Source organism: Paenibacillus sp. HJGM_3 (assembly GCF_045062745.1).
Classification (GTDB): Bacteria; Bacillota; Bacilli; order Paenibacillales; family NBRC-103111; genus Paenibacillus_AA.
On the sequence record NZ_JBJGED010000032.1, the window covers coordinates 18,286 to 37,383 of the forward strand.

Consider the following 19,098-nt stretch of genomic DNA (forward strand, 5'->3'; position numbering starts at 1 on the left):
CGGAATACGAGGCGCGTCAATAAAATCGAGGAGGATGAGATTAAAATGATGGTTGAACGGGAATTGAAGATGAAGACGAACATGAAGACTGATATTTCTAAAGGGCGGGTATGGACAGCGCGGATCATGAGCGGGATCGTCATTCTGTTCATGCTAGTGGACGGAATCGGGAAGATTGCCGGGCCTGAACCCGTTGTAAAAGCTACGCTCGAACTCGGATTTACGGAGCGGCATATGGTGGTCATGGGGGTCTTGGGCCTGCTTTCCACCCTTCTGTATATGATTCCTCGCACATCCTTCTTGGGTGCGCTGCTGTTGACGGGTTATATGGGCGGTGCGATGGCTGCTCAACTGCGAGCAGATACCCCTCTTTTTTCAAATCTGCTTTTTCCGTTGTACGTAGCGATTTTATTTTGGGGAGCCCTCTGGCTTCGGGATGAGAGATTACGCAAGCTCCTGTCCTTCAAAGGCTGACGCTGCGGGATTTCGGTTAGAGAGAACGCCTTCCAATTAAAACTGGGAGGATGTTCTCTTTCTTTTTTATAGCTTGTCACCATCGCCTAGGATATGGTATTTTTATAGAACTTTATTTCAAAGGGGGTTTTTGCCATTATCAGAAAATTATTTGATGCCATCCAATCCAAAAAGATTGTACGTTATGAAACTCAAGGGGAGCCCATTGTAGGGCAAGAATTATTAACCTTATTGAACGATTCCATTTCACCAAGGGTTGCTCCATTTGGTCTTAAGTGGCGTGGAGATTACCTTTGGGTGGGTGAAACTAAGAATGGCATAAGAAATCTTGTTCAATACTACACATTTACTAAAAGTGGCAATCGAGGTTGTATAGCATGGGGAATTGCTCTCGACTTTGTAATGGTGCCGAAGGGCAAAAAGCTAACTTCTAATAGAACCGAACAATCCGCAATGATCCACATGGGGGAATGGGCCGAGGGATATGCGAACTCTTTTCGAGGAAAAGAGATGAAAGATGGGAATGGGGTTGCTTCTCATTATCGAGACATAGCTAAGAAGACCATCATTCAGGCGATGGAGGGCGAACTCGATAACATTCGTTCTTTTTTTGATCGAGCCAGTACGCTGGAGGGCATTATTGGAATTGCGGAAGAACAAATCCATCATCCCAAATCTCCCATTTACACGATGAAATTCCCGTCACCGCTTTACATTCTTGCGTTTATCTATGCCTATCGAGGAGAAATGGACAAGGCTCTAGACTGTCTGGAAAAAGAGGCATACTTCTCGGATGAAAAGAACCTTGTCCTGAAAAATCGGGTTAAGGACCAACTGTTCCAACTCTCTAAAAATCCTGCCCTATAAGTCTTCAGTTATCCATTCACTATGCTGATCAAATTGCCATCGAGATCCCTTGCAGAAAAGTATCGAAAACTCGAATCCAGCGAGGAATGGATCTCGCTCACTTCAACTCCTTTTTGGGTTAAATCGGTATGGACTTGATCGATATCCTCCACAATGTAGTTAAAGAAAATATCGCAACCGAAATCATTCTTGGGAAACTCCACAGGCTTGTATTCATGTACCTGGACCAAACCAAGAGTGGGCATGGAGCTCCCGCCCCTCATCCCCGCAGCCTTGTACTCTGCGTGTTTGAACCGCAAAGTGAAACCAAGATTCTTACTATACCATTCGATAGATTTCTCCAGATCCCTTACTGGCATAAACACGGCGGCAACGCCTCTGAATAAACACTTGCTGGCTTCCATCTTGTCACTTCCCTTTCCTCTAATTAAATTTCATTCACTTATAGAACGATTTCAATGCATGAAACCAAACATCAAACCTTAAATAAATTTACGGATCGGACAAGCTCTTCGTCCATAAGCCTCAGGATAAAGGCGCCTTACTCCGAACGAATTAGATCATTCATAAGCCTAGTCCCCTTGTCCACTGAAGTCTCGATATATCCAACGATTTGCTCAAAAGTAAAAACACTCAACGCCGCTTGAAGTGAACTTGGTTCATAATTCAAATCTTCCAATAAATCCGGTAGAAAAGTTTCAATGTCTTGGACTTTCACTTCTTGTAAGGGGACATATTCAACCTTTTCAATACCCTTAATTAAATCAGTGGAGAAATTATAGTAACGCAATAACTTCCCATTCAATAAACGGAAATCATTGTGATACCTGCCGAGCATATCCTTATCTTTGTCTAATCTATTTTTTAACCAGGATAAAAAGAAGCCCTTGAGCCATAGATCATCCGCAATCAAATGCGTATAGTAACCCAATATAAAATTAGAATGTTTATGGGAATTATACTTTTGGATGAACGCTTCATAGTCAATACTTCTGGAGTAATCGCTAGGATCCCCAACAAAGAAATGAGAGAGCTCTTTAGGAGAAACCGCATCAGGTACAACTCCACCTAACAAAAACGGTAATTTATCCTGAATTGAAAAATGGTTGGCTATGTGATTAGCTATAAGTAGATGCATGACTCTCGAGCCCATTCCCGAAAACCCCTTCCTGACGTTTACCTGAACTTCATCAAGGATACCATAATATGGAGGCTTGAAGGGCATCACCTTGAAAGAAAGGAAGTGTGAAACTATGAATTTCGAAACGGTTATGCAGGAGCTTGAAGCTCTAGGCAAGGAACGGACCAAGAAGATTTACCAATCCAATGGCGCACACGAACCGCTGTTCGGCGTGGCTACCGGCGAGATGAAGCCGATCGTCAAGAAAATTAAAATCAATCAGCCGTTAGCGGAGCAGCTGTACGCCACAGGGAACTACGACGCCATGTATTTTGCCGGGATCATTGCAGATCCCAAGGCGATGACGGAAGCGGATTTTGAGCGTTGGATCGATACGGCTTATTTTTACATGCTGTCCGATTATGTGGTGGCCGTAACGTTGGCGGAAACCGATATAGCGCAAGAAGTGGCCGACAAATGGATCGCAAGCGGCGAGGAGCTGAGGATGTCGGCGGGCTGGAGTTGTTACTGCTGGCTTTTGGGGAATCGTCCGGATGGTGAATTTTCCGAAAGCAAACTGGCCGATATGCTTGACCTTGTGGAAAAGACGATCCACGATGCTCCCGAACGAGCGAAATACGCGATGAATCAGTTTATTTTTACGGTGGCCGTCTCCTATGTGCCGCTTCATGATAAAGCGGTCGAAACCGCAAAGGCGGTAGGTCCGGTGGAGGTCAACCGGGACAAGCCCAAGAGCAAGTTCCTTAACGCTTCCGACAATATTCAAAAGGCAGTAGATAAAGCGCAAATTGGCTTCAAACGCAAACATGTACGGTGTTAAATTCCCACTAGCCTGAACCTTATTGACGGTCGATCAGCCCTGTACTTTTGGGCTATGGGCCGTTATTTTTTTTGCCCTATCAAACTTTGTGCATGAAATGACATGCTTCTGTAATTAAACCCATACCTAAACAATCATAGAGAGCTTTATCATTAAGGGTGAAAGATCCAGCTTCTACTACAATTATACGAGGAGGGTAAACGTGAGAACAGGTTACACTCGTAAGATCCTTAGTATGATCATGGCCGTGGCTCTTGTCATGACGATGGTCGTACCGGTCTCGGCGCATCCTAGTATTACTAGCGAAGATGGCATAACCCAGCATATCCAGCAAGTCGTGATGAACACCTCGAACTCTTCCGCTACATTCGGCAGTACGGCGCTTTTGGTGGATGGAAGCGTATACATGCTAGGCGGAAACGGGAACGGGCAGCTTGGAAACGGGACGATAGGCGGGTCGAGCGCTGTTTTTACGCAAGTCCTGAAAAGTCCAGGCACGCCGCTTACCGGCATCACGCGTATTTACCAAAATAGCGGCACGATGTACGCGTGGAGCCAGTCCGAAGGCAAACTCTATGGATGGGGGCGCGCTTTCGGAGGAAAATTGGGGATACTCGGGGGAACGGGTACTACTCCGACCGATGTTTCCTTCGCAACCGAATTAAAATTCAACGGCGAGAAAACGCTTTCAGAACTCGGTATTAGCTTTGACGGTTCTCACGCACAGACGTTAGGCGGCATAGCGGGCTCCGACGGCACCAAGCCCAGCACAATATTGGCCATCGCCGCCGACGGGAAGGTTTATTCCTGGGGCTCTACCGGCAGCAATAGCCTTACGTCGAACGACTACCGCCTCGGCCGCGATATCAGTGTGGACCAGGCCGTTTATTCGATGAACGGGTCGTATAGCAGTGTATTGCCGGCTCAAGTGGTCTTCAACCCTTCCAATCCGAGCGAACGGGCGATAGCGGTTGCCGGCACGGACGATGTGCCAAACGTCAATTATATCCTTTCGGAGACAGGCGACCTGTATGCGTTCGGGAATGGGCTTACAACCTCGGCTGCTCCAACCTTTGTGAAAGTCAGCCATCCCGACTCGGCGGCAGGCCGAAAATTTGTAAAAATGAGCGTTTCCTCCGGCGGGATCGCGATTCTGCTGGACGATCAAGGATTTATCTATACGACCTTTAACACAGGCGGCGCCAATAATGTGTATTCGGCTGCCGTCAGAACCGCAACCCGTCCTTCAGCGGTTTATGGCGACGGGACGACAGGCGGGATCAACGGGAATGCGGCAGCAGGCCTAACCTTCAAACAGGTTTACGCTCTCGGTCCGACGAGCAACCACATCATGTTCGCCACGGCCACCGACGGCAGCGTGTATGAGTGGGGTTCGTCCGCCGGCGGAGCCGTCCATGGGGTACGATTCGGCGATGGAACAGCCGTGAAGAAAGACGTACTGACCGCAGTCAAAAATGATTATTTGCAAGACGCCGAGTATATGAGTATGTTCCGGACCACGGCGGCCGCGGTAAAGGGCAATGTCATCTATACGTGGGGTTACAACGCAGGCGTCGATCAGCTCGGCAACGGCTCCGGTCTAGGCCAGACCGCTTCACAAGGCACACCGAAACCGATCAACGAAGCGGCGCTCATTCATGTTCCAGCACTCGCCGCTCATAGTAATGACGATTCGCCGCTCGCGATCACCTATTCGCCAGTGAGTAGTGCAACCGGGGTCGCTCTTGATGTCGCTCCGAGCATCACCTTCAACAAGATTCTGTATGTGGCGGGCGGCCATTCCCTTGCCGATACGGTGAAGGTGTACAAGGGCACGAGTAATGCAGGCACTTTACTGTCCCCTGGTACTTATACGGTCACGAATGCCGGTAAAGTGCTCACGATTACTTTTGCAAACTCGCTAGAAGAATCATCGGATTACTATGTTGAAATTCAAGGGGATACACTCAAGGATTTCAAAGGGACAGCCGTTGCAGCCCAAGGCATAACCTTCAAAACGGTCGGGCAAATATCGGCAGTACCTTCGCCTGCCGCTAATGCGACCGGTGTTTCGGTCAAAGTAAAACCTACAATTACATTCAATAGGGCTGTAACCAGCGTCGGGGACCTGAATACGTCGGTCGAGCTGCATCAGGGTACGCCCGCCGGCACGCTTGTCCCATCAACGGCTGCGTTCGAGAATCAGAACACCGTTGTGAGAATTTCGCCGGTATCCCAGCTCTCTTACAACACCGATTATTTTGTAGTCCTGAAAGCTAACGCCTTCGAAGACCAAGATCATGTCATCTATCCAACCGCAGACACGGTCTTCAAGTTTACAACCTCCGACCCGCCCGCATCCTCGTCGGCTGTGATCAAGCAGGCGGTGACCTTTACCGGATCGGTCGCGGATGGAAGCGCGACTGCTCTGCTGACGACCGACGGGAAGGTATATGTCAACGGAAATAACGTCAACGGAATCTATGCAAGCGGTTCGCCTGCCATGCCGGGCGGCGGATTGACAGGCGTATTCAGACCGGCTTATACAAGTGCGGGCGTCGAACTCAGCGATATCGATATGATTTACACAACGCAGGGCAACCTGCTATTCGCCTGGGATGGGACGAACCAAAAACTGTATGCTTGGGGCAAAAACGGCTTTGAGCGTTTAGGGATTTGGAACTCAGCCGCATCGGTTCAGTGGGCCACTCCATCCACGTTCCACAATACCTCCATCGATTTTGCGGGTGAACGCCGTTCTATTACCGGAAGCGTCGGCAGCACTTATGCAATCGACCAAGACGGGGCGGTATGGTCGTGGGGCCAGGCATCCGCAGCCAATGGCGGCAGTGAGTCGAACGGCTGGAATAACGACTATCGGCTGGGCCGCGACCTTCCCGGTATCCCCGTCTCTGCAGGCGTATTAAGACCGGTCTGGGAAGCGCAGGCCTCTAATGGGGTCAAATATCTGGATGCCGGCAAGGCCTGGTATTCGGTAAAGCCCGAAAAAGTTGTCTTTAACCCTTCCGACCCGAATGAAAAAGCAATCGAGGTAGCCGGTGCCGGTACGAACGCGGCGTTCATCTTGACCAATTACGGAAACATCTACGCCTTTGGAGGAACGGGCGCAGGTCAGTTCTCATCCGATTCGGCGAATCGCTTTGCGAAGGTCGTTCACCCTGTATCGGGGCGCAAATTCGTAGATATTAGCGCGTCCGTCAACGGGACGGCCATCTTGCTTGACGATATAGGTCAGGTCTATACGATGTTCGCAGGCACATTCTCCAACAATAAAGCCAACCTTGCTCCGCAGAAGGCGACAGCCATTTACGACGCCGCAAACGGCATCCCGAACGCGGAAAGCCTTATTTTTGACGACATCCTGGCCTTTGGCGGAGGTACCAATGTCGCCTATATGGTCAAGACTGCCGATGGCAAGGTCTATGTATGGGGCAGTAACCAAAATGCCAAGCTGGGACTCGGACTCACGGACACTACCGCTTCGGTTCAGTTCGCTACCGAGAACACTGCGCTTCAGGGCGCAGATGGCTTCTTCGGACTTAACGAAACCGCGGTAGCTTGGAAAGGCGACATCATTTACACATGGGGTTCCAACCCTTACAACACGCTCGCAAACGGCACGACCATTGAGGGATTCAGCTATTCTCCGTTGCCGATTACTAAGCCGTATCTTGCGAATGTCCCCAGCTTGCAGGCTATCGCTCCCGACGGCGATCCGCCCGCTGCACCCGAGACGGCGCTTGAGGGGACAAACGCAAACTTTGTTTATAAGCCGGCCGTATCGCAAGGGATAAACAACAACATCCTGGTGCCAAACTTTATCGGTTGGGGCGGCCAATATAACCATCAGCTGTTCTCCGACCTCAACAGGACGGTTTACAACGCCACCGACGCGGGGCTGCAAAACCTGAGAGAAAAACTGATTAACCTTAATCCGAAATATACCCGCATTTTCTACGATCCGGATCCACAGAGGGCGGTTCCGTATATCAATACGGCGGCAGGCGGCAATACGGGATATACGGCGCTGTACACCGACCTGAACTACGAATCGCTCGAAAAAACGCTACAGCTGGCCATGGACACGAATTCAGCCGTCAATCTCACCTATTGGCATCCGGCCACTGAGGTAAACGGTCAGATCGTGGCAAGCAGCAGTATGGATTGGGATATCAGCACAGGGATGGCGCGCTGGGCCAACCAACTGAAGACCTTTATTGTGGATAAAGGGTATACGTGCATCAAAGCCCTTACGGTCTACAATGAGCCGAACGGCAGCTCCTCTATGGACATGGCGAAGTACGTACAGGTGTACAGGGCGCTGGACACTGCCCTTAAGAACGAGGGCATCAGAGATCGCGTGAAGATTGTAGGCGGCGACCTGCTGGATGGAAACCAGAGCGCCTGGTTCAATTATCTGGGTGCCAATCTGAACGACGTAGTGGATGAATACTCGATCCACCGATATTGGATTGACAGTTCAACGAGATACAGTGCGCTACTCACCGTGCAGGCGATTATTAACGGTATGCCTGAGAACCAGCGCAAGCCGGTTCAAATCACGGAGTTCGGTCCGAACAAGGGGTATATGAACCCCAATTACAGCGGAAGCCAGGCCAATCTTCTGAAATTTGCTTACGAAACCGCGGGCTTTAATATTATGTCGGCTTCGCTGGGCTTTGACGGCACAAGCAAGTGGGACATTTACCATGCCAAGTATGACGGCGATATCCAGGATTTCAGCATGGTATTGGACGCAAGAACCGGGTATCAGCTTCGTCCCGAGTATTGGGCGTTCCTGCTGCAAACCATGACGTCGGAAACCGGCTGGAACAGCGTAAAGGTCCGCTCCGGGGACGGCGATGGCGGTTCCGCCAATAAGATCGTCGCGGCACTGGAGAGCCCGGACGGTTCGGAGCAAAGCCTCTTCCTTCTGAATCAGTCTACAACGGCTGCCACGAGTATAAGCGTGGAAGGGTTGGATACTTCCAAGACTTACTACGTGTATATGTGGAACGAGAACGGCGACGGCAAGATCACCGCGAAGGGAGCCCTTGCCTCGTCCGGCACGGCGTCGGCGCAATCGTCCAATGCCGCCGGAGGCGTATACAAGGTTACGGGGATTAAAGGGAATTCGTTTGCCGTCTTGACGACCCGACAGCTAGACCCGGCCAGATGGGCCGATGTTTGGGACTATGACGCTACTCCCGATGTGTTCATAATCCCTCCTAAAGAGACGATCGGAGTACCGGCAGATACAGAAGTGGAGATCGGCTTTAATGTCGAGTTCCTGAACCGGGATGGGATGGGCGACATCAACAAGATTGTTCCGACAAGCACGCCGCAGTACTTGGAAGGACCTAACTTCGCCGGTATTGTAAAAGTATACAAGGGAACCGACAACACCGGTACGGCGCTTATAGAGGGGACTGACTTTGTGGTCAAGTTCAAGACCGGCGTAGGTTATACCTACAAGGATAAGAAGTTGGTAGTCAGCTTCCCGAACGGACTTGAATTGAATACGGACTACTATGTGGAAGTCCAGCCGAATGTGCTGCGGCATGTCAGACCTGATCCGACTTCCATCCCGTATTCGTATGTGAACACGGTGCCGGTCGGTTCGGCCTTCAAGACCGTGTCGCCGGCCACGTTGTCCGAGATCAGTAACCTCGTGCAAGGGTATATCGATTCCGGGGAGCTGGATGGTCCGCTCGCCGCGCAGCTCAGCAACAGTTTGGCACAGGCGCTGCACCAATATGACATGAGCTCACAAGCCAAGGCGGCCAAGCAGCTGGAGGATTTTTTAATGCATTTGAATAATCCTCCCATGCAGGATCACGTTTCAGCCGAAGCTAAGTCTTTCTTAAATCAAAGAGTTGCAGCCTTGCTTGATTCCTGGCAGCTGGGAGCGTGACACGAAAGGACAGAGTCGTCAGAAGTAAACTTCTGATGCTCTGTCCTTTATTTCATCCTAGAGTTTACCGGTTGCCTTCGCGATCGATCAAACCCCGATCAAAGCCTGGCTTTGTCGGGGCGTTTTTCTTTCCCTTTTGGCGATGCTATGATGGGAGAAGAATGACGAAGGGCGGGCTGCGCCGTGAAAACGAACATCTTGATCGCCGATGACGATCCGCATATTTTGGAGCTGCTCCGCTTTTATTTGCGCAGGGAGCATTACGAGGTCATGGAAGCCGCTGACGGCGGCGAGGCGCTTCGCTTGCTGGAGAACAGGGAAATCCGGCTGGCGATCGTCGACATCATGATGCCGGTCCAGGACGGTCTCGCCTTGTGCCGGGAAATCCGCGACCATTACGATATTCCGGTCATTTTGCTGACGGCGCGGGGGGAGCTGGAGGACAAGGAGCAAGGCTTCCTTGCCGGTACCGACGATTACCTCGTCAAGCCATTCGAGCCGAAGGAGCTGCTGTTCCGGGTCAAGGCGCTGCTGCGCCGCTACCAGACGGTGTCCTCGGAGACGATCCGGTTACACGAAACGGTGATCGACCGTAAAAGCTACGAGGTCAGGGTGGCGGGCGAGGTTGTGCAGCTCCCGCTCAAGGAATTCGAGCTGCTGGCCCATCTGGCTTCATTCCCGAACCGGACGTTTACGCGGATTCAGCTGATCGATGCGATCTGGGGAGCCGATTACGACGGCGACAGTCGGACGGTCGATGTTCATATCAAAAGGCTGCGCGAGCGGTTCCAGGACAAATCCCGCGATTTCGCGATTACGACCGTGCGAGGGCTCGGCTATAAGCTAGAGGTGACCGGCGAATGAGGACGCTCTATGTGCGAATAGCGCTGACTTTCGTCCTCGTTGCCTTTGTCAGCTCGCTGATCGGACTGCTGGGGGTCAACCTCTATTACCAATCGAACATCCGCGATTACAGCGAGCATAAAATGCGTCATATCGCGGAACAAATCCGCTCGTTGTACGAACGGATGCCGGGGCTGGACGAAAACGACTATTTCCGGCACATCGCCAGTCTCGGCTTCCAGTTGTACGCCGTAAAAGCGGATGGGCAGGGGAGCTTCTACGGGGCTCCCTTCCGGAGCGTCGAAATCGATCCCGCCGTCGTGACCCGGGTGCTGGGCGGGGGCGACTATGACGGGATTGTCGAGGAGCCGCACCGGCTTTCCATCATCGGCTATTTCGAGAACAGCTTGCAAAACAGCGTCGGCCTCCCGTTCGAAGCGAAGGGGCAGCGTTACGCTTTGTTCGTCCGGCCCGACCTGGAGCAGCAGCTCGGGGAAGTGCGCATCATCGTCGCGCTGTTGCTCGGGCTGACGTTCGCTTGCAGCATCGCGTTTATTTTATTGTTCACGCGGTTTATCGTTAAACCCGTTAAACAGCTGACGGCCGCGACCCGCAAAATCGCGGAAGGCGACTATAACATCGTCCTCGACTCAGGAAGGCGGGACGAGCTTGGCAACATGGCGCGTCATTTCATGCGGATGTCGGAATCGCTGCAAAAGCTGGACGAGATGAGGCAATCGTTCGTTGCGAACGTTTCGCACGAAATCCAATCGCCGCTCACCTCGATTCAAGGTTTTGCCCAAGCCGCCCGCGAGGATGGCGTAGCCCGAGACGAGCAGCATCATTATTTGGCCATCATCGAGGAAGAAAGCCGCAGGCTGTCGCTGCTCGGCAAGCAGCTGCTTACGCTCGCCGCGCTTGATAAGGACAGCGGGGCGGTCAAAAAAACGTCGTTCCGCCTGGACGAACAAATCCGGCAGGTCGTCTTGGTAAGTGAATGGCAGCTGCGTGAAAACGGGACGGATGTCAAACTGGAGCTTTCGGAAGCGGTCGTGAACGCCGATAAGCAGCTGCTGCATCAGGTGTGGCAAAATTTGCTCGCGAACGCCATCAAGTTTTCCGAACCCGGCGGGGCGATCAGCATCGGCTTGAACGCCGGCAAGGAAATTGCCGTCACGGTCCGCGATACGGGAATGGGCATTCCGGAGGCGGAGCTGCCTCATCTTTTCGATCGTTTCTACAAGGCTGACAAAGCGCGCAATCGCAACCGGTCCGGCAGCGGCCTCGGGCTCTCGATCGTTCACAAAATCATCCGGCTTCACGGAGGTACGATCGATGTCCAAAGCCGGCTCGGGGAAGGAACGGCGGTTACCGTGAGGCTGCCTGTCCCGCCGAATCCGTCCGTAACCCAAACAGACCACAAATTGTAATATGCCGTTCATCGCCTGTTCATATTTCTTTTCTACGATACGGAAGGGAAAGAAATCATGGACAGGAGGATGATGACACATGATGCGGCTTATTCATAACATCACCGGATGGACGGGCAGCCCGAAAGGGGCCAAAATCGTCCTGATCGTTTGGCTTGCAGCCATAATCGCATTAAGCGGGGCGGCACCCGCGGCCAAAAAATTCGCCGTCAACGCCGGAGAAGGAAGCATTCACGACGATAAACCTTCTGCGCTTGCGACGCAAATCATGGAGGAACGGTTTCCGTCGGACGAAGGCTTGCCGGCATTGATCGTGTTCAGCGGCAAGGCGCCGGTTGGCGCGGAGCAGCGGGCCCGAATCGCCGAGTTCAGCAAATGGCTCGCTTCCGAAGGAAAGCCGGAGCACGTTGCCGGCGCCCTGCCGTTTCACCAGCTGCCGGAAGCTTCGCAGGATCAGCTGTTTTCGAAAGATAAAACAACGCTTATTTTTCCGGTCAGCTTGAAAAAGGGAATCGCTTCCGATCAGCTCTACGATACGATCGGGCAGCTGCGTGAAGGGCTTGACCGAATCGGGACGGCTTCGATGCAGACCGAAATTACCGGACCGGCCGGCATTGCCGCAGATACGACGAATCTGTTCAAAAACGCGGATTTTGTGCTTATGTTCGCGACGGTCGGCTTGATTCTGGTCATTCTGATCGTCATTTACCGTTCGCCGCTGCTGGCAGTCATTCCGCTCGTCATCGCGGGCGTCGTTTATCAGGTTGTCGACCGTCTGATCGGGCTTGCCGGCAAGAACGGCTTGTTCCTGATCGATAAACAGTCGCTTTCGATCATGATGATTTTGTTGTTCGCTGTTTTGACGGACTATTGTTTGTTCGTGTTTTCACGGTACCGCGAGGAGCTGCGCAAGGGCAGCGGCAAATACGAGGCGATGGGCGAAGCGATGAAGCACGTAGGGGAGCCGATTCTGTTCAGCGGCGGAACGGTGCTCATGGCGATGTTGACGCTGTTTGCGGCGATATTCAAGCCGTATCACCATTTCGCGCCCGTCTTTTCGATCGCGATGGTCGTTATTTTGCTCGGCGGTTTGACGCTGATCCCGGCGGTCTTCGCGCTGCTTGGCCGCAAAGCGTTCTGGCCGTTCGCGCCGAAGCCGGATACGGCCGGCAAGCCGGCGAAGCCCGGGATATGGGGCGCGATCGCTTCCTATGTCGTCAAGCGGCCCGGCGTTCCGGCAGCCGTTCTGCTTGTCATGCTTGCAGGGCTTTCGGTCAATTTCGGAACGATGAGCTTCTCGTTCAACTTGATGAAGTCGTTCCCTGACGATATCTCGTCGCGCAAAGGCTACGAGCTGCTGGAGCAGAAGTTTCCGAAAGGCCAGCTTGCGCCAGTTTCGGTCGTGCTGGAGTCCGACAAAGAAATCGTATGGGACGAAGCGTTCGTCCGCAGCCTGACGCAGCTCGCGGGCGAACTGGGCAACCAACCGGGCATCGATTCGATAACGCCTGCGATCAAGCAAGAGTTTGCCAAGCCGGGAGCGGCGCTGCCGAGAAATTTATTATCGGCGGATAAACATGCCGTTAAGCTTCAAATGATCACGACCGACAACCCTTATGACCGGTCGGCGCTGGACGCCATGGAGCAGCTGCGGGAAAAGAGCGAGTCGCTCATCGCCGCGAGCGGGCTACAGCCGGCTGACTTCCGGATCCATTTTGCGGGACAAACGGCGGAGCAGCTGGACGTAAGCGCGATGAACGAACGGGATACGATCGTCATTTTCTCGCTGATCGCGGTGTTCATTACCCTCATGCTGCTGCTGCAAACGCGATCGATCCGGCTTTCTCTCCTTATGATCGTTACGATCCTGTTATCTTATACGGCGACGATGGGGCTAGGGTGGCTGATCTTCCATTTCGGTCTCGGCTATGAAGCGATCAGCTACCGGCTGCCGGTATACACCTTCGTTTTTCTGGTGGCGCTCGGGGTCGACTACAATATCGTGCTCGTGTCGCGCATTCGCGAGGAAGCGAAGCGGGTGGAATGGAAGGAGGCCGTTCGGAGAGGCGTCGCGCTGACCGGAGGCGTTATCTCGTCGGCCGGACTCATTTTGGCTGCAACGTTCTGCGTGCTGATTACCCAGCCGCTGCAGGAGCTGTTCCTGTTCGGCCTGACGATGGCGCTCGGCATTCTGATGGATACGTTCCTCGTGCGCGGCATACTGCTCCCGGCGATCATGACGATCATGGGCGGCGGAAAGCGAGCAGTAGCGGTGGGGCACAGGACAGAGGCGGTTTAACAACTGTATTAGACGATCATCTGGGTCAATCCTGTGCCTGTCCTCATACCATAATGGAAAACAGGGGAGGGAAAGCAGGATGCCCAATAACGCTTCGCTTTGTGAGCAGTTCTCCAGAATTATCGGGGGTGAGCCCGGCTTTGCCGGCGGGAAATGCGTCGCGACCATCAATCGAAATCTGATCAGAGCCACAATTTTGGGGAAAAGATTTAGCGTAACGTCTTCTTTTTCATTTGAATCCTTAAATGAAAGAACCGGCAGAGCGCTTTGTTTAGGTAGAGCGGCATTTTTGCAAAAAGAAGTCAATCGATTCATTACGGCCATTCGTAAAGAAGGCATAAAAGTTACGTCTGTCCGTAACGAATGGCTATTCGAGCGGCCCCGCTTGATTTATATCAATATTGAAGCGGTTGATAGACCCCTTGCTTTCGCAAGAAAAGTCAGGCGAGCGTTAGATGCTATTCGTAAGTGAGATGTGTCGAAGTCATGCCCTCTTTGATTAAGGAGGGCGTTTTATTTTGCAGGCAAAACCGATCCCTTACGTCGCCGGAGTCACCCTACGTTTCGTATCGATGATCTCGGCTTTCGTCTTGCCAGATCCCTGTCAGCCGTGCAGCAATAGAAAAGAGGGGCGATCGCCCCTCTTCATGGCTTACTCCACTTCGTCCTCTTTCGGCCATCCGCCCCATATGCCAAGATGATTTCCGCTCGGGTCGAAAAACTGAAAGCTGTACCCTCCGCCCTTTTTGTAAACCATTTCTCGAACTTCTACGCCCCTTCGAATCATGTCCTCATGGAGCTCCTGAATGTTATCCACTTGGAAAGTGAAAAAGGGCTTTCGCTCCCCTTTGGTGGTGATGAAATCCAATCGGGGCAGCTCGTCGGTGCGAATCAAACCGAATCCCATCCCATTCAAGTTCAACCATGCTTCATCATCGCCCTCGTTATAGGGAAAACAAAAGCCTAGCCCAAACATTTCCGTATACCACTGAACCGACTCCTTAACATGTTTCACAGGCAATTCGATAACTTGAAGATGAAATGATTTAGCCGCCAATGATACTCCTCCTTAATGATTTTTCATATTAATAGAACGGATCTTAGTCGAGAAAAGAAATGGGTGACGGATCCTATTTTTTGGAACTGATACGCAATAGATGACCGTTCGGGTCAAGAAAATCAAAGTACACGTATTCCTCATGCACCCACACTTTCGCTACGTCCAGACCGCTCGCGCGAAGTGTACTGTACGAACGATAGATTTGATGGATATTTCCGCTCCGAAAGGCGTCGATAAACAATTCCATTAACTCATGAGACATAGGTTCCGAAGAATGGATCGTTGTCTTCTTCTGCTCATAGCCCTCCGGTTCTGCGGCAAGTCTGGTTAAACGTTGGCGGGCTCTTTTCAAGGCTTCTTTCACAGCCCCTTCCGTGGACCCGATCCGGGATGCCGTTTCTCGGGCGGTGAACCCGAATATGTCGATCATCAAGATCAGAACGGATTGCCTCACGGACAATCGCTCCGCCATTGCCTCGAAAGCTGCTCGAATGTTTAAATCGCCCTCATGTGGATCCACAATCGGTTCTTCCGTAAGAGGGAGGGAGCGAATGGTTTTCTTCCTTAATGCGTCGATCCAAGCATGCTTCGCGATGCGAAAGAAATAAGCTTTGTTCAAAACGGAGTCCTCTTTAAAAGTGCGATACGCTTTCTCCATGGAGGTCTGAAATAAATCCTCTCCATCGGCCTTATTCCCAGTGAGACTGTTGCAATAAGCTTTTAACGCAGCAGTATGAGGTTCGAGTACCCTTTCGAACTGTGTGATCGAGAGTCACCGCCATCCCATTAACAAAGTCGTTTTCCTCATAATACCACATGCCCTTTAAGATGGGCCGCCATGTTGACTTTGAGTGTACGCTCACTAATAATGTGGAATAGAGCTGTCGACCAAAACAATTGCCAACCGATGCGAGGGATCACATGAATGGAACTCCGTGACAGAATTCTGGATGCGGCCGAGCAAGTCATTCGAACCCAGGGACTTTCCAAGTCCACAACGAAGGAAATTGCCCGTATGGCCGGTTGTTCCGAGGGTTCGCTGTACAACCATTTTCAGAGCAAAGAGGATTTATTCATCCGGGTCATGAAGCGCCAACTGAAGGATTTTCTGTCCGTTTTGGTCAAGCTTCCCGAGCGGAAGGGAACCCGAACCGTAGAGGAGAATCTAGAGGAAGTGACGCTGGCCGCACTCGACTACTTTTATCTCTCCATCGCCATGACCGCCTCCATGTTCACGGAACCCGTGTTTCTGGAGCGCCATCGGGAAGGCTTCCAACAGCGCAACGAAGGCCCTCACCGTGCCAACGAAGTTGTAGGGGCTTATCTGGCGGGCGAACAGAAGCTGGGCAGAGTTAGTGACGCCATCGCCCCTAAAAGCGCCGCGGATTTGCTGCTCGGTGCTTGTTTTCAGCATGCGTTTCACCTGCAATTTTTGGGTCATGATGAGTCGCCGGAGGCGAGGCGGCAGTTCGCCATGGACATCTTGCAGACCCTTATGCAAGGACTTCTGGTTTGATTCTCGTCGATCCGCCCTCCACAGGAAGCCATTGACATTGGAAAAAAGGTCTTATATAGTAGGATTGAGTGAGCGCTCACTCATATTGCTATTGAGCCACGAACTGTGGCACCGTGTACGCTGTACTATGGGTGAGTACCCACTCAATCACCAATAACTCCCTATGAAGAGGTGAAGAGGATGATTTTAGTAACAGGCGCAACCGGAACGGTAGGCCGTCACGTTGTTCGAGAGCTGCATGCGGCCGGCCGCAAGGTACGGGCACTGAGCCGCAATCCGGAGAAGGCGAGCTTCCCGGAAGGTGTGGAGACGACCGCCGGAGACTTGACGAAGCCGGATACGCTGGCGGAGGCTCTAACTGGGGTGGAGAAAGTGTTCTGGGTGCTGCCGCTTGCAGTGAACTTGGAATTCCCGAGGATCGCTCGGCAGCATGGGGTTCGGCATATCGTTCTGCTCTCTTCGATGGCAGTCGAATTCGGCGAAGCCAACGCCATTGGGCGCAACCATTTGAAAGCCGAGCAAGCCGTCCGGGAGTCGGGTGCGGACTGGACCTTTCTCCGGCCGGGCGGCTTTATGACCAATACTTACCAGTGGGCGGACTCGATCCGATCCGCGGGAGTTGTCCGGGTCCCATTCGGCGACATCAGCTCCCCTGCCATCGACTCGCGGGACATTGCCGCCGTAGCTGCGAAGGCGCTCAGCTCCGACGGGCATGAAGGCAAGATCTACCCCTTAACCGGCCCGGAATCGATTACCGCCAGCGAGCAGGTGCGCATCCTTGGGGAATTATTGGGACGTCAGCTCGGCTTTGAGACAATCCCGAACGCTATCGCCCGTGAAGCCATGCTCCGGCATATGCCCGCAGAGATCGTGGACGCCCTGGTTGATCTAAATAGGCAAAGTCAACGTTTCTCCAGCGTGCTCTCCACGGTAGAAGAAGTGACCGGTCGGCCCCCTCACACCTTCAAGCAATGGGCGGGCGATCATCTCGACGCTTTTCGTTGAACCTGCTTGAAGCATCATTTGGATATGAAAGGAGGGATCTCCTATAGCGATCCCACTGAAAAATAACTCCGGCTCACGCCGCTCTTTGCTTGTCGTACTGTGGGCAGCCCGGGTCTTTGCCTTGACCATAGCGGTGCAAGTGTTTATTGCAGGAATGGCCTTGTTCGTGAATGCGGACTGGACGGCTCATACAGTCTTTGCCCGGTCCTTCGTTATTCTTCCGATTGTGATGATTCTGGTATCGTTCATCGGGCGTCTACCCGTTACCTATCGCCTGAGAAGCATCCAACTGCTTGTCATGGTGATCTTGATGTTTGTGACAGCCGGTTTATCGTCGGTCGTCGCCATTATATCCGCTCTTCACCCGGTTATCGCGGTGGCCATGTTTTCGAGCGCGATGACGCTTGCGAAGCTGGCGGCAGCGGATTCTGGCGCACAAGGGGCGACTGGGTGAATACCGGATGACGGAGACTCTCTACGGAGGGTCTTTTTTCATTGTCCTGTTAATACAAAGTCCTAAGCGACTCCATGGAGTAAGGCTTCCGCTCGTCCAGCCGTCCAGTACGAGCTTTCTCGGCCCAGGCCGGATCCGCGAGCAGCGATCGTCCGACGGCCACCAGATCGAATTCTTCGCGGGCTAGCCGGTCGATCAGCTCGTTCAAACCCGTGGGCTCCGGCGCTTTCCCTGGCTGCGCGGCCCCGGCGAATGCATCGCTCAAGCTTACGGAGCCGACCGTGATGGTCGGTTTTCCGGTGATGGATTTCACCCAGCCGGCCAGATTCAGAGGCGAGCCTTCGAATTCGGGTTCCCAGAATCGGCGGGTTGAGCAGTGGAAGATATCTACACCCGCGGCGACTAGCGGTGCGAGGAACGCAGCCAGCTGTTCCGGCGTGTCGGCCAGCTTCGCGGTGTAGTGCGACGACTTCCACTGGGAGATGCGAAGCCCGATGGGGAAGTCGGGGCCAACGGCTTGCCGGACGGCGGCAATGATCTCGGCCGCGAACCGGGTCCGTCCGGACCAATCATCTCCGCCGTAGCGGTCGGACCTCCGGTTCGTTTGGCTCCAGAAAAATTGATCGATCAAATACCCGTGAGCACCGTGAAGTTCTACCCCGTCGAAGCCGAGCCGCTTCGCATGGGCCGCAGACTGAGCGAAAGCTTCAATTACGGAATGGATCTCCGATATGCTCATAGGCTCGGTTACCGGCTGGCCGGACAGGTCGAGACCGGACGGCCCGATCGGGAGCGCCTCCGGATTCGGCGGTTGCCCGACGCGCCGCGTCATGCCCACATGCCACAGCTGGGGAAAGATGAGCCCGCCCGCTGCATGCACTTGCTCCACGACGGCGGCCCAGCCATCCAAGGCGGCTCCGTAGAAGTGGGGAATCGCCGGGTTCTCTGCGGCGGCCGGATGGTTGATGACGGTCCCCTCCGTGATGATCAGACCAACACCGTTCTCGGCCCGGCGCCGGTAATACTCCGCGACGTCGGGTCCCGGAATACCACCCGGCGAGAACGCCCTCGTCATGGGCGCCATGACGATACGGTTGGGGATGTTCAGCTTGCCCAGGGTGAATGGAGCAAATAACGGTTGAACCGACGGATGTACGTCGGGGGTCACCTTGTTCGAATCGTTTTGCATATGTATGTTCCTCCTATCGAGAGATCTAAAGTATCACTTTACATACCAGAACCTTTATAAAGTTT

Annotated in this window: 16 protein-coding genes and 1 pseudogene; 12 read left to right on the forward strand and 5 right to left on the reverse strand. The window is 52.9% G+C overall.

Translation table 11 applies throughout. The annotated features are described in order from the left end of the window. Positions 1-81 precede the first annotated feature (81 nt). On the forward strand, positions 82-474 hold the full coding sequence (locus tag ACI5FR_RS27710; protein WP_405460659.1) for a DoxX family protein: 393 nt from the start codon (positions 82-84) through the stop codon (positions 472-474). 297 nt (positions 475-771) lie between these two features. Beyond that, complete coding sequence (locus ACI5FR_RS27715; RefSeq protein ID WP_405460555.1) at positions 772-1,341, forward strand: hypothetical protein; 570 nt, start codon at positions 772-774, stop codon at positions 1,339-1,341. A gap of 8 nt (positions 1,342-1,349) precedes the next feature. Here ACI5FR_RS27715 and ACI5FR_RS27720 read toward each other — a convergent pair whose 3' ends face one another. Further along, complete coding sequence (locus ACI5FR_RS27720; protein ID WP_405460557.1) at positions 1,350-1,745, reverse strand: VOC family protein; 396 nt, start codon at positions 1,743-1,745, stop codon at positions 1,350-1,352. Between the two features lie 137 nt (positions 1,746-1,882). Next, positions 1,883-2,494 carry a zinc dependent phospholipase C family protein gene (locus ACI5FR_RS27725; RefSeq protein WP_405460558.1) on the reverse strand — a complete coding sequence of 204 codons (612 nt, stop codon included), beginning with the start codon at positions 2,492-2,494 and terminating at the stop codon, positions 1,883-1,885. A gap of 100 nt (positions 2,495-2,594) precedes the next feature. Here ACI5FR_RS27725 and ACI5FR_RS27730 point away from each other — a divergent pair, with 100 nt between their 5' ends. From ACI5FR_RS27730 to ACI5FR_RS27760, 7 genes and pseudogenes are all read left to right on the forward strand, one after another. Then, on the forward strand, positions 2,595-3,302 hold the full coding sequence (locus ACI5FR_RS27730) for a DNA alkylation repair protein (protein ID WP_405460561.1): 708 nt from the start codon (positions 2,595-2,597) through the stop codon (positions 3,300-3,302). Between the two features lie 202 nt (positions 3,303-3,504). Then, a complete protein-coding gene (locus tag ACI5FR_RS27735; RefSeq protein WP_405460563.1) occupies positions 3,505-9,237 on the forward strand; it encodes an FIMAH domain-containing protein in 5,733 nt (1,910 codons plus the stop codon). 183 nt (positions 9,238-9,420) lie between these two features. Continuing rightward, positions 9,421-10,101, forward strand: coding sequence for a response regulator transcription factor (locus ACI5FR_RS27740; RefSeq protein WP_405460564.1), 681 nt, complete (start codon positions 9,421-9,423; stop codon positions 10,099-10,101). Continuing rightward, positions 10,098-11,510: a sensor histidine kinase gene (locus ACI5FR_RS27745; protein WP_405460566.1), complete on the forward strand. Its 1,413-nt coding sequence runs from the start codon at positions 10,098-10,100 to the stop codon at positions 11,508-11,510. The genes ACI5FR_RS27740 and ACI5FR_RS27745 overlap by 4 nt, the downstream gene beginning before the upstream one ends. A gap of 79 nt (positions 11,511-11,589) precedes the next feature. Next, positions 11,590-13,809, forward strand: coding sequence for an MMPL family transporter (locus ACI5FR_RS27750; RefSeq protein ID WP_405460568.1), 2,220 nt, complete (start codon positions 11,590-11,592; stop codon positions 13,807-13,809). Positions 13,810-13,888: 79 nt separating this feature from the next. Continuing rightward, the gene (locus ACI5FR_RS27755) at positions 13,889-14,281 is read left to right on the forward strand and encodes a DUF1259 domain-containing protein (protein WP_405460570.1); all 393 of its coding nucleotides are present in this window, start codon (positions 13,889-13,891) and stop codon (positions 14,279-14,281) included. A 69-nt stretch (positions 14,282-14,350) separates the two neighbouring features. Further along, a pseudogene (locus tag ACI5FR_RS27760) lies at positions 14,351-14,431 on the forward strand (formylglycine-generating enzyme family protein); the annotation flags it as partial. Between the two features lie 30 nt (positions 14,432-14,461). Here the strand turns inward: ACI5FR_RS27760 and ACI5FR_RS27765 are convergent. Then, positions 14,462-14,866: a VOC family protein gene (locus tag ACI5FR_RS27765; RefSeq protein ID WP_405460573.1), complete on the reverse strand. Its 405-nt coding sequence runs from the start codon at positions 14,864-14,866 to the stop codon at positions 14,462-14,464. Positions 14,867-14,939: 73 nt separating this feature from the next. Then, positions 14,940-15,635 carry an RNA polymerase sigma factor gene (locus ACI5FR_RS27770; RefSeq protein ID WP_405460662.1) on the reverse strand — a complete coding sequence of 232 codons (696 nt, stop codon included), beginning with the start codon at positions 15,633-15,635 and terminating at the stop codon, positions 14,940-14,942. A gap of 159 nt (positions 15,636-15,794) precedes the next feature. Here ACI5FR_RS27770 and ACI5FR_RS27775 point away from each other — a divergent pair, with 159 nt between their 5' ends. The 3 genes from ACI5FR_RS27775 (at position 15,795) to ACI5FR_RS27785 (ending at position 17,844) form a co-directional block, all read left to right on the forward strand. Continuing rightward, the gene (locus ACI5FR_RS27775; RefSeq protein ID WP_405460575.1) at positions 15,795-16,385 is read left to right on the forward strand and encodes a TetR/AcrR family transcriptional regulator; all 591 of its coding nucleotides are present in this window, start codon (positions 15,795-15,797) and stop codon (positions 16,383-16,385) included. A gap of 180 nt (positions 16,386-16,565) precedes the next feature. Further along, entirely contained in the window at positions 16,566-17,390 is an 825-nt protein-coding gene (locus tag ACI5FR_RS27780; RefSeq protein WP_405460578.1) for an SDR family oxidoreductase, read from the forward strand. 121 nt (positions 17,391-17,511) lie between these two features. After that, a complete protein-coding gene (locus ACI5FR_RS27785) occupies positions 17,512-17,844 on the forward strand; it encodes a DUF6220 domain-containing protein (protein ID WP_405460580.1) in 333 nt (110 codons plus the stop codon). A 49-nt stretch (positions 17,845-17,893) separates the two neighbouring features. Here the strand turns inward: ACI5FR_RS27785 and ACI5FR_RS27790 are convergent, their stop codons facing one another. Next, on the reverse strand, positions 17,894-19,033 hold the full coding sequence (locus tag ACI5FR_RS27790) for an NADH:flavin oxidoreductase (RefSeq protein WP_405460582.1): 1,140 nt from the start codon (positions 19,031-19,033) through the stop codon (positions 17,894-17,896). Between the last annotated feature and the right edge of the window lie 65 nt (positions 19,034-19,098).

Bases quoted from the DNA above. Each gene is read 5' to 3' on its own strand.
- ACI5FR_RS27710 (WP_405460659.1), top strand. From the start codon at position 82: ATGAAGACTGATATTTCTAAAGGGCGGGTATGGACAGCGCGGATCATG.
- ACI5FR_RS27755 (WP_405460570.1), top strand. From the start codon at position 13,889: ATGCCCAATAACGCTTCGCTTTGTGAGCAGTTCTCCAGAATTATCGGG.
- ACI5FR_RS27725 (WP_405460558.1), bottom strand. From the start codon at position 2,494: ATGGGCTCGAGAGTCATGCATCTACTTATAGCTAATCACATAGCCAAC.
- ACI5FR_RS27730 (WP_405460561.1), top strand. From the start codon at position 2,595: ATGAATTTCGAAACGGTTATGCAGGAGCTTGAAGCTCTAGGCAAGGAA.
- ACI5FR_RS27720 (WP_405460557.1), bottom strand. From the start codon at position 1,745: ATGGAAGCCAGCAAGTGTTTATTCAGAGGCGTTGCCGCCGTGTTTATG.
- ACI5FR_RS27745 (WP_405460566.1), top strand. From the start codon at position 10,098: ATGAGGACGCTCTATGTGCGAATAGCGCTGACTTTCGTCCTCGTTGCC.
- ACI5FR_RS27750 (WP_405460568.1), top strand. From the start codon at position 11,590: ATGATGCGGCTTATTCATAACATCACCGGATGGACGGGCAGCCCGAAA.
- ACI5FR_RS27790 (WP_405460582.1), bottom strand. From the start codon at position 19,033: ATGCAAAACGATTCGAACAAGGTGACCCCCGACGTACATCCGTCGGTT.
- ACI5FR_RS27780 (WP_405460578.1), top strand. From the start codon at position 16,566: ATGATTTTAGTAACAGGCGCAACCGGAACGGTAGGCCGTCACGTTGTT.
- ACI5FR_RS27775 (WP_405460575.1), top strand. From the start codon at position 15,795: ATGGAACTCCGTGACAGAATTCTGGATGCGGCCGAGCAAGTCATTCGA.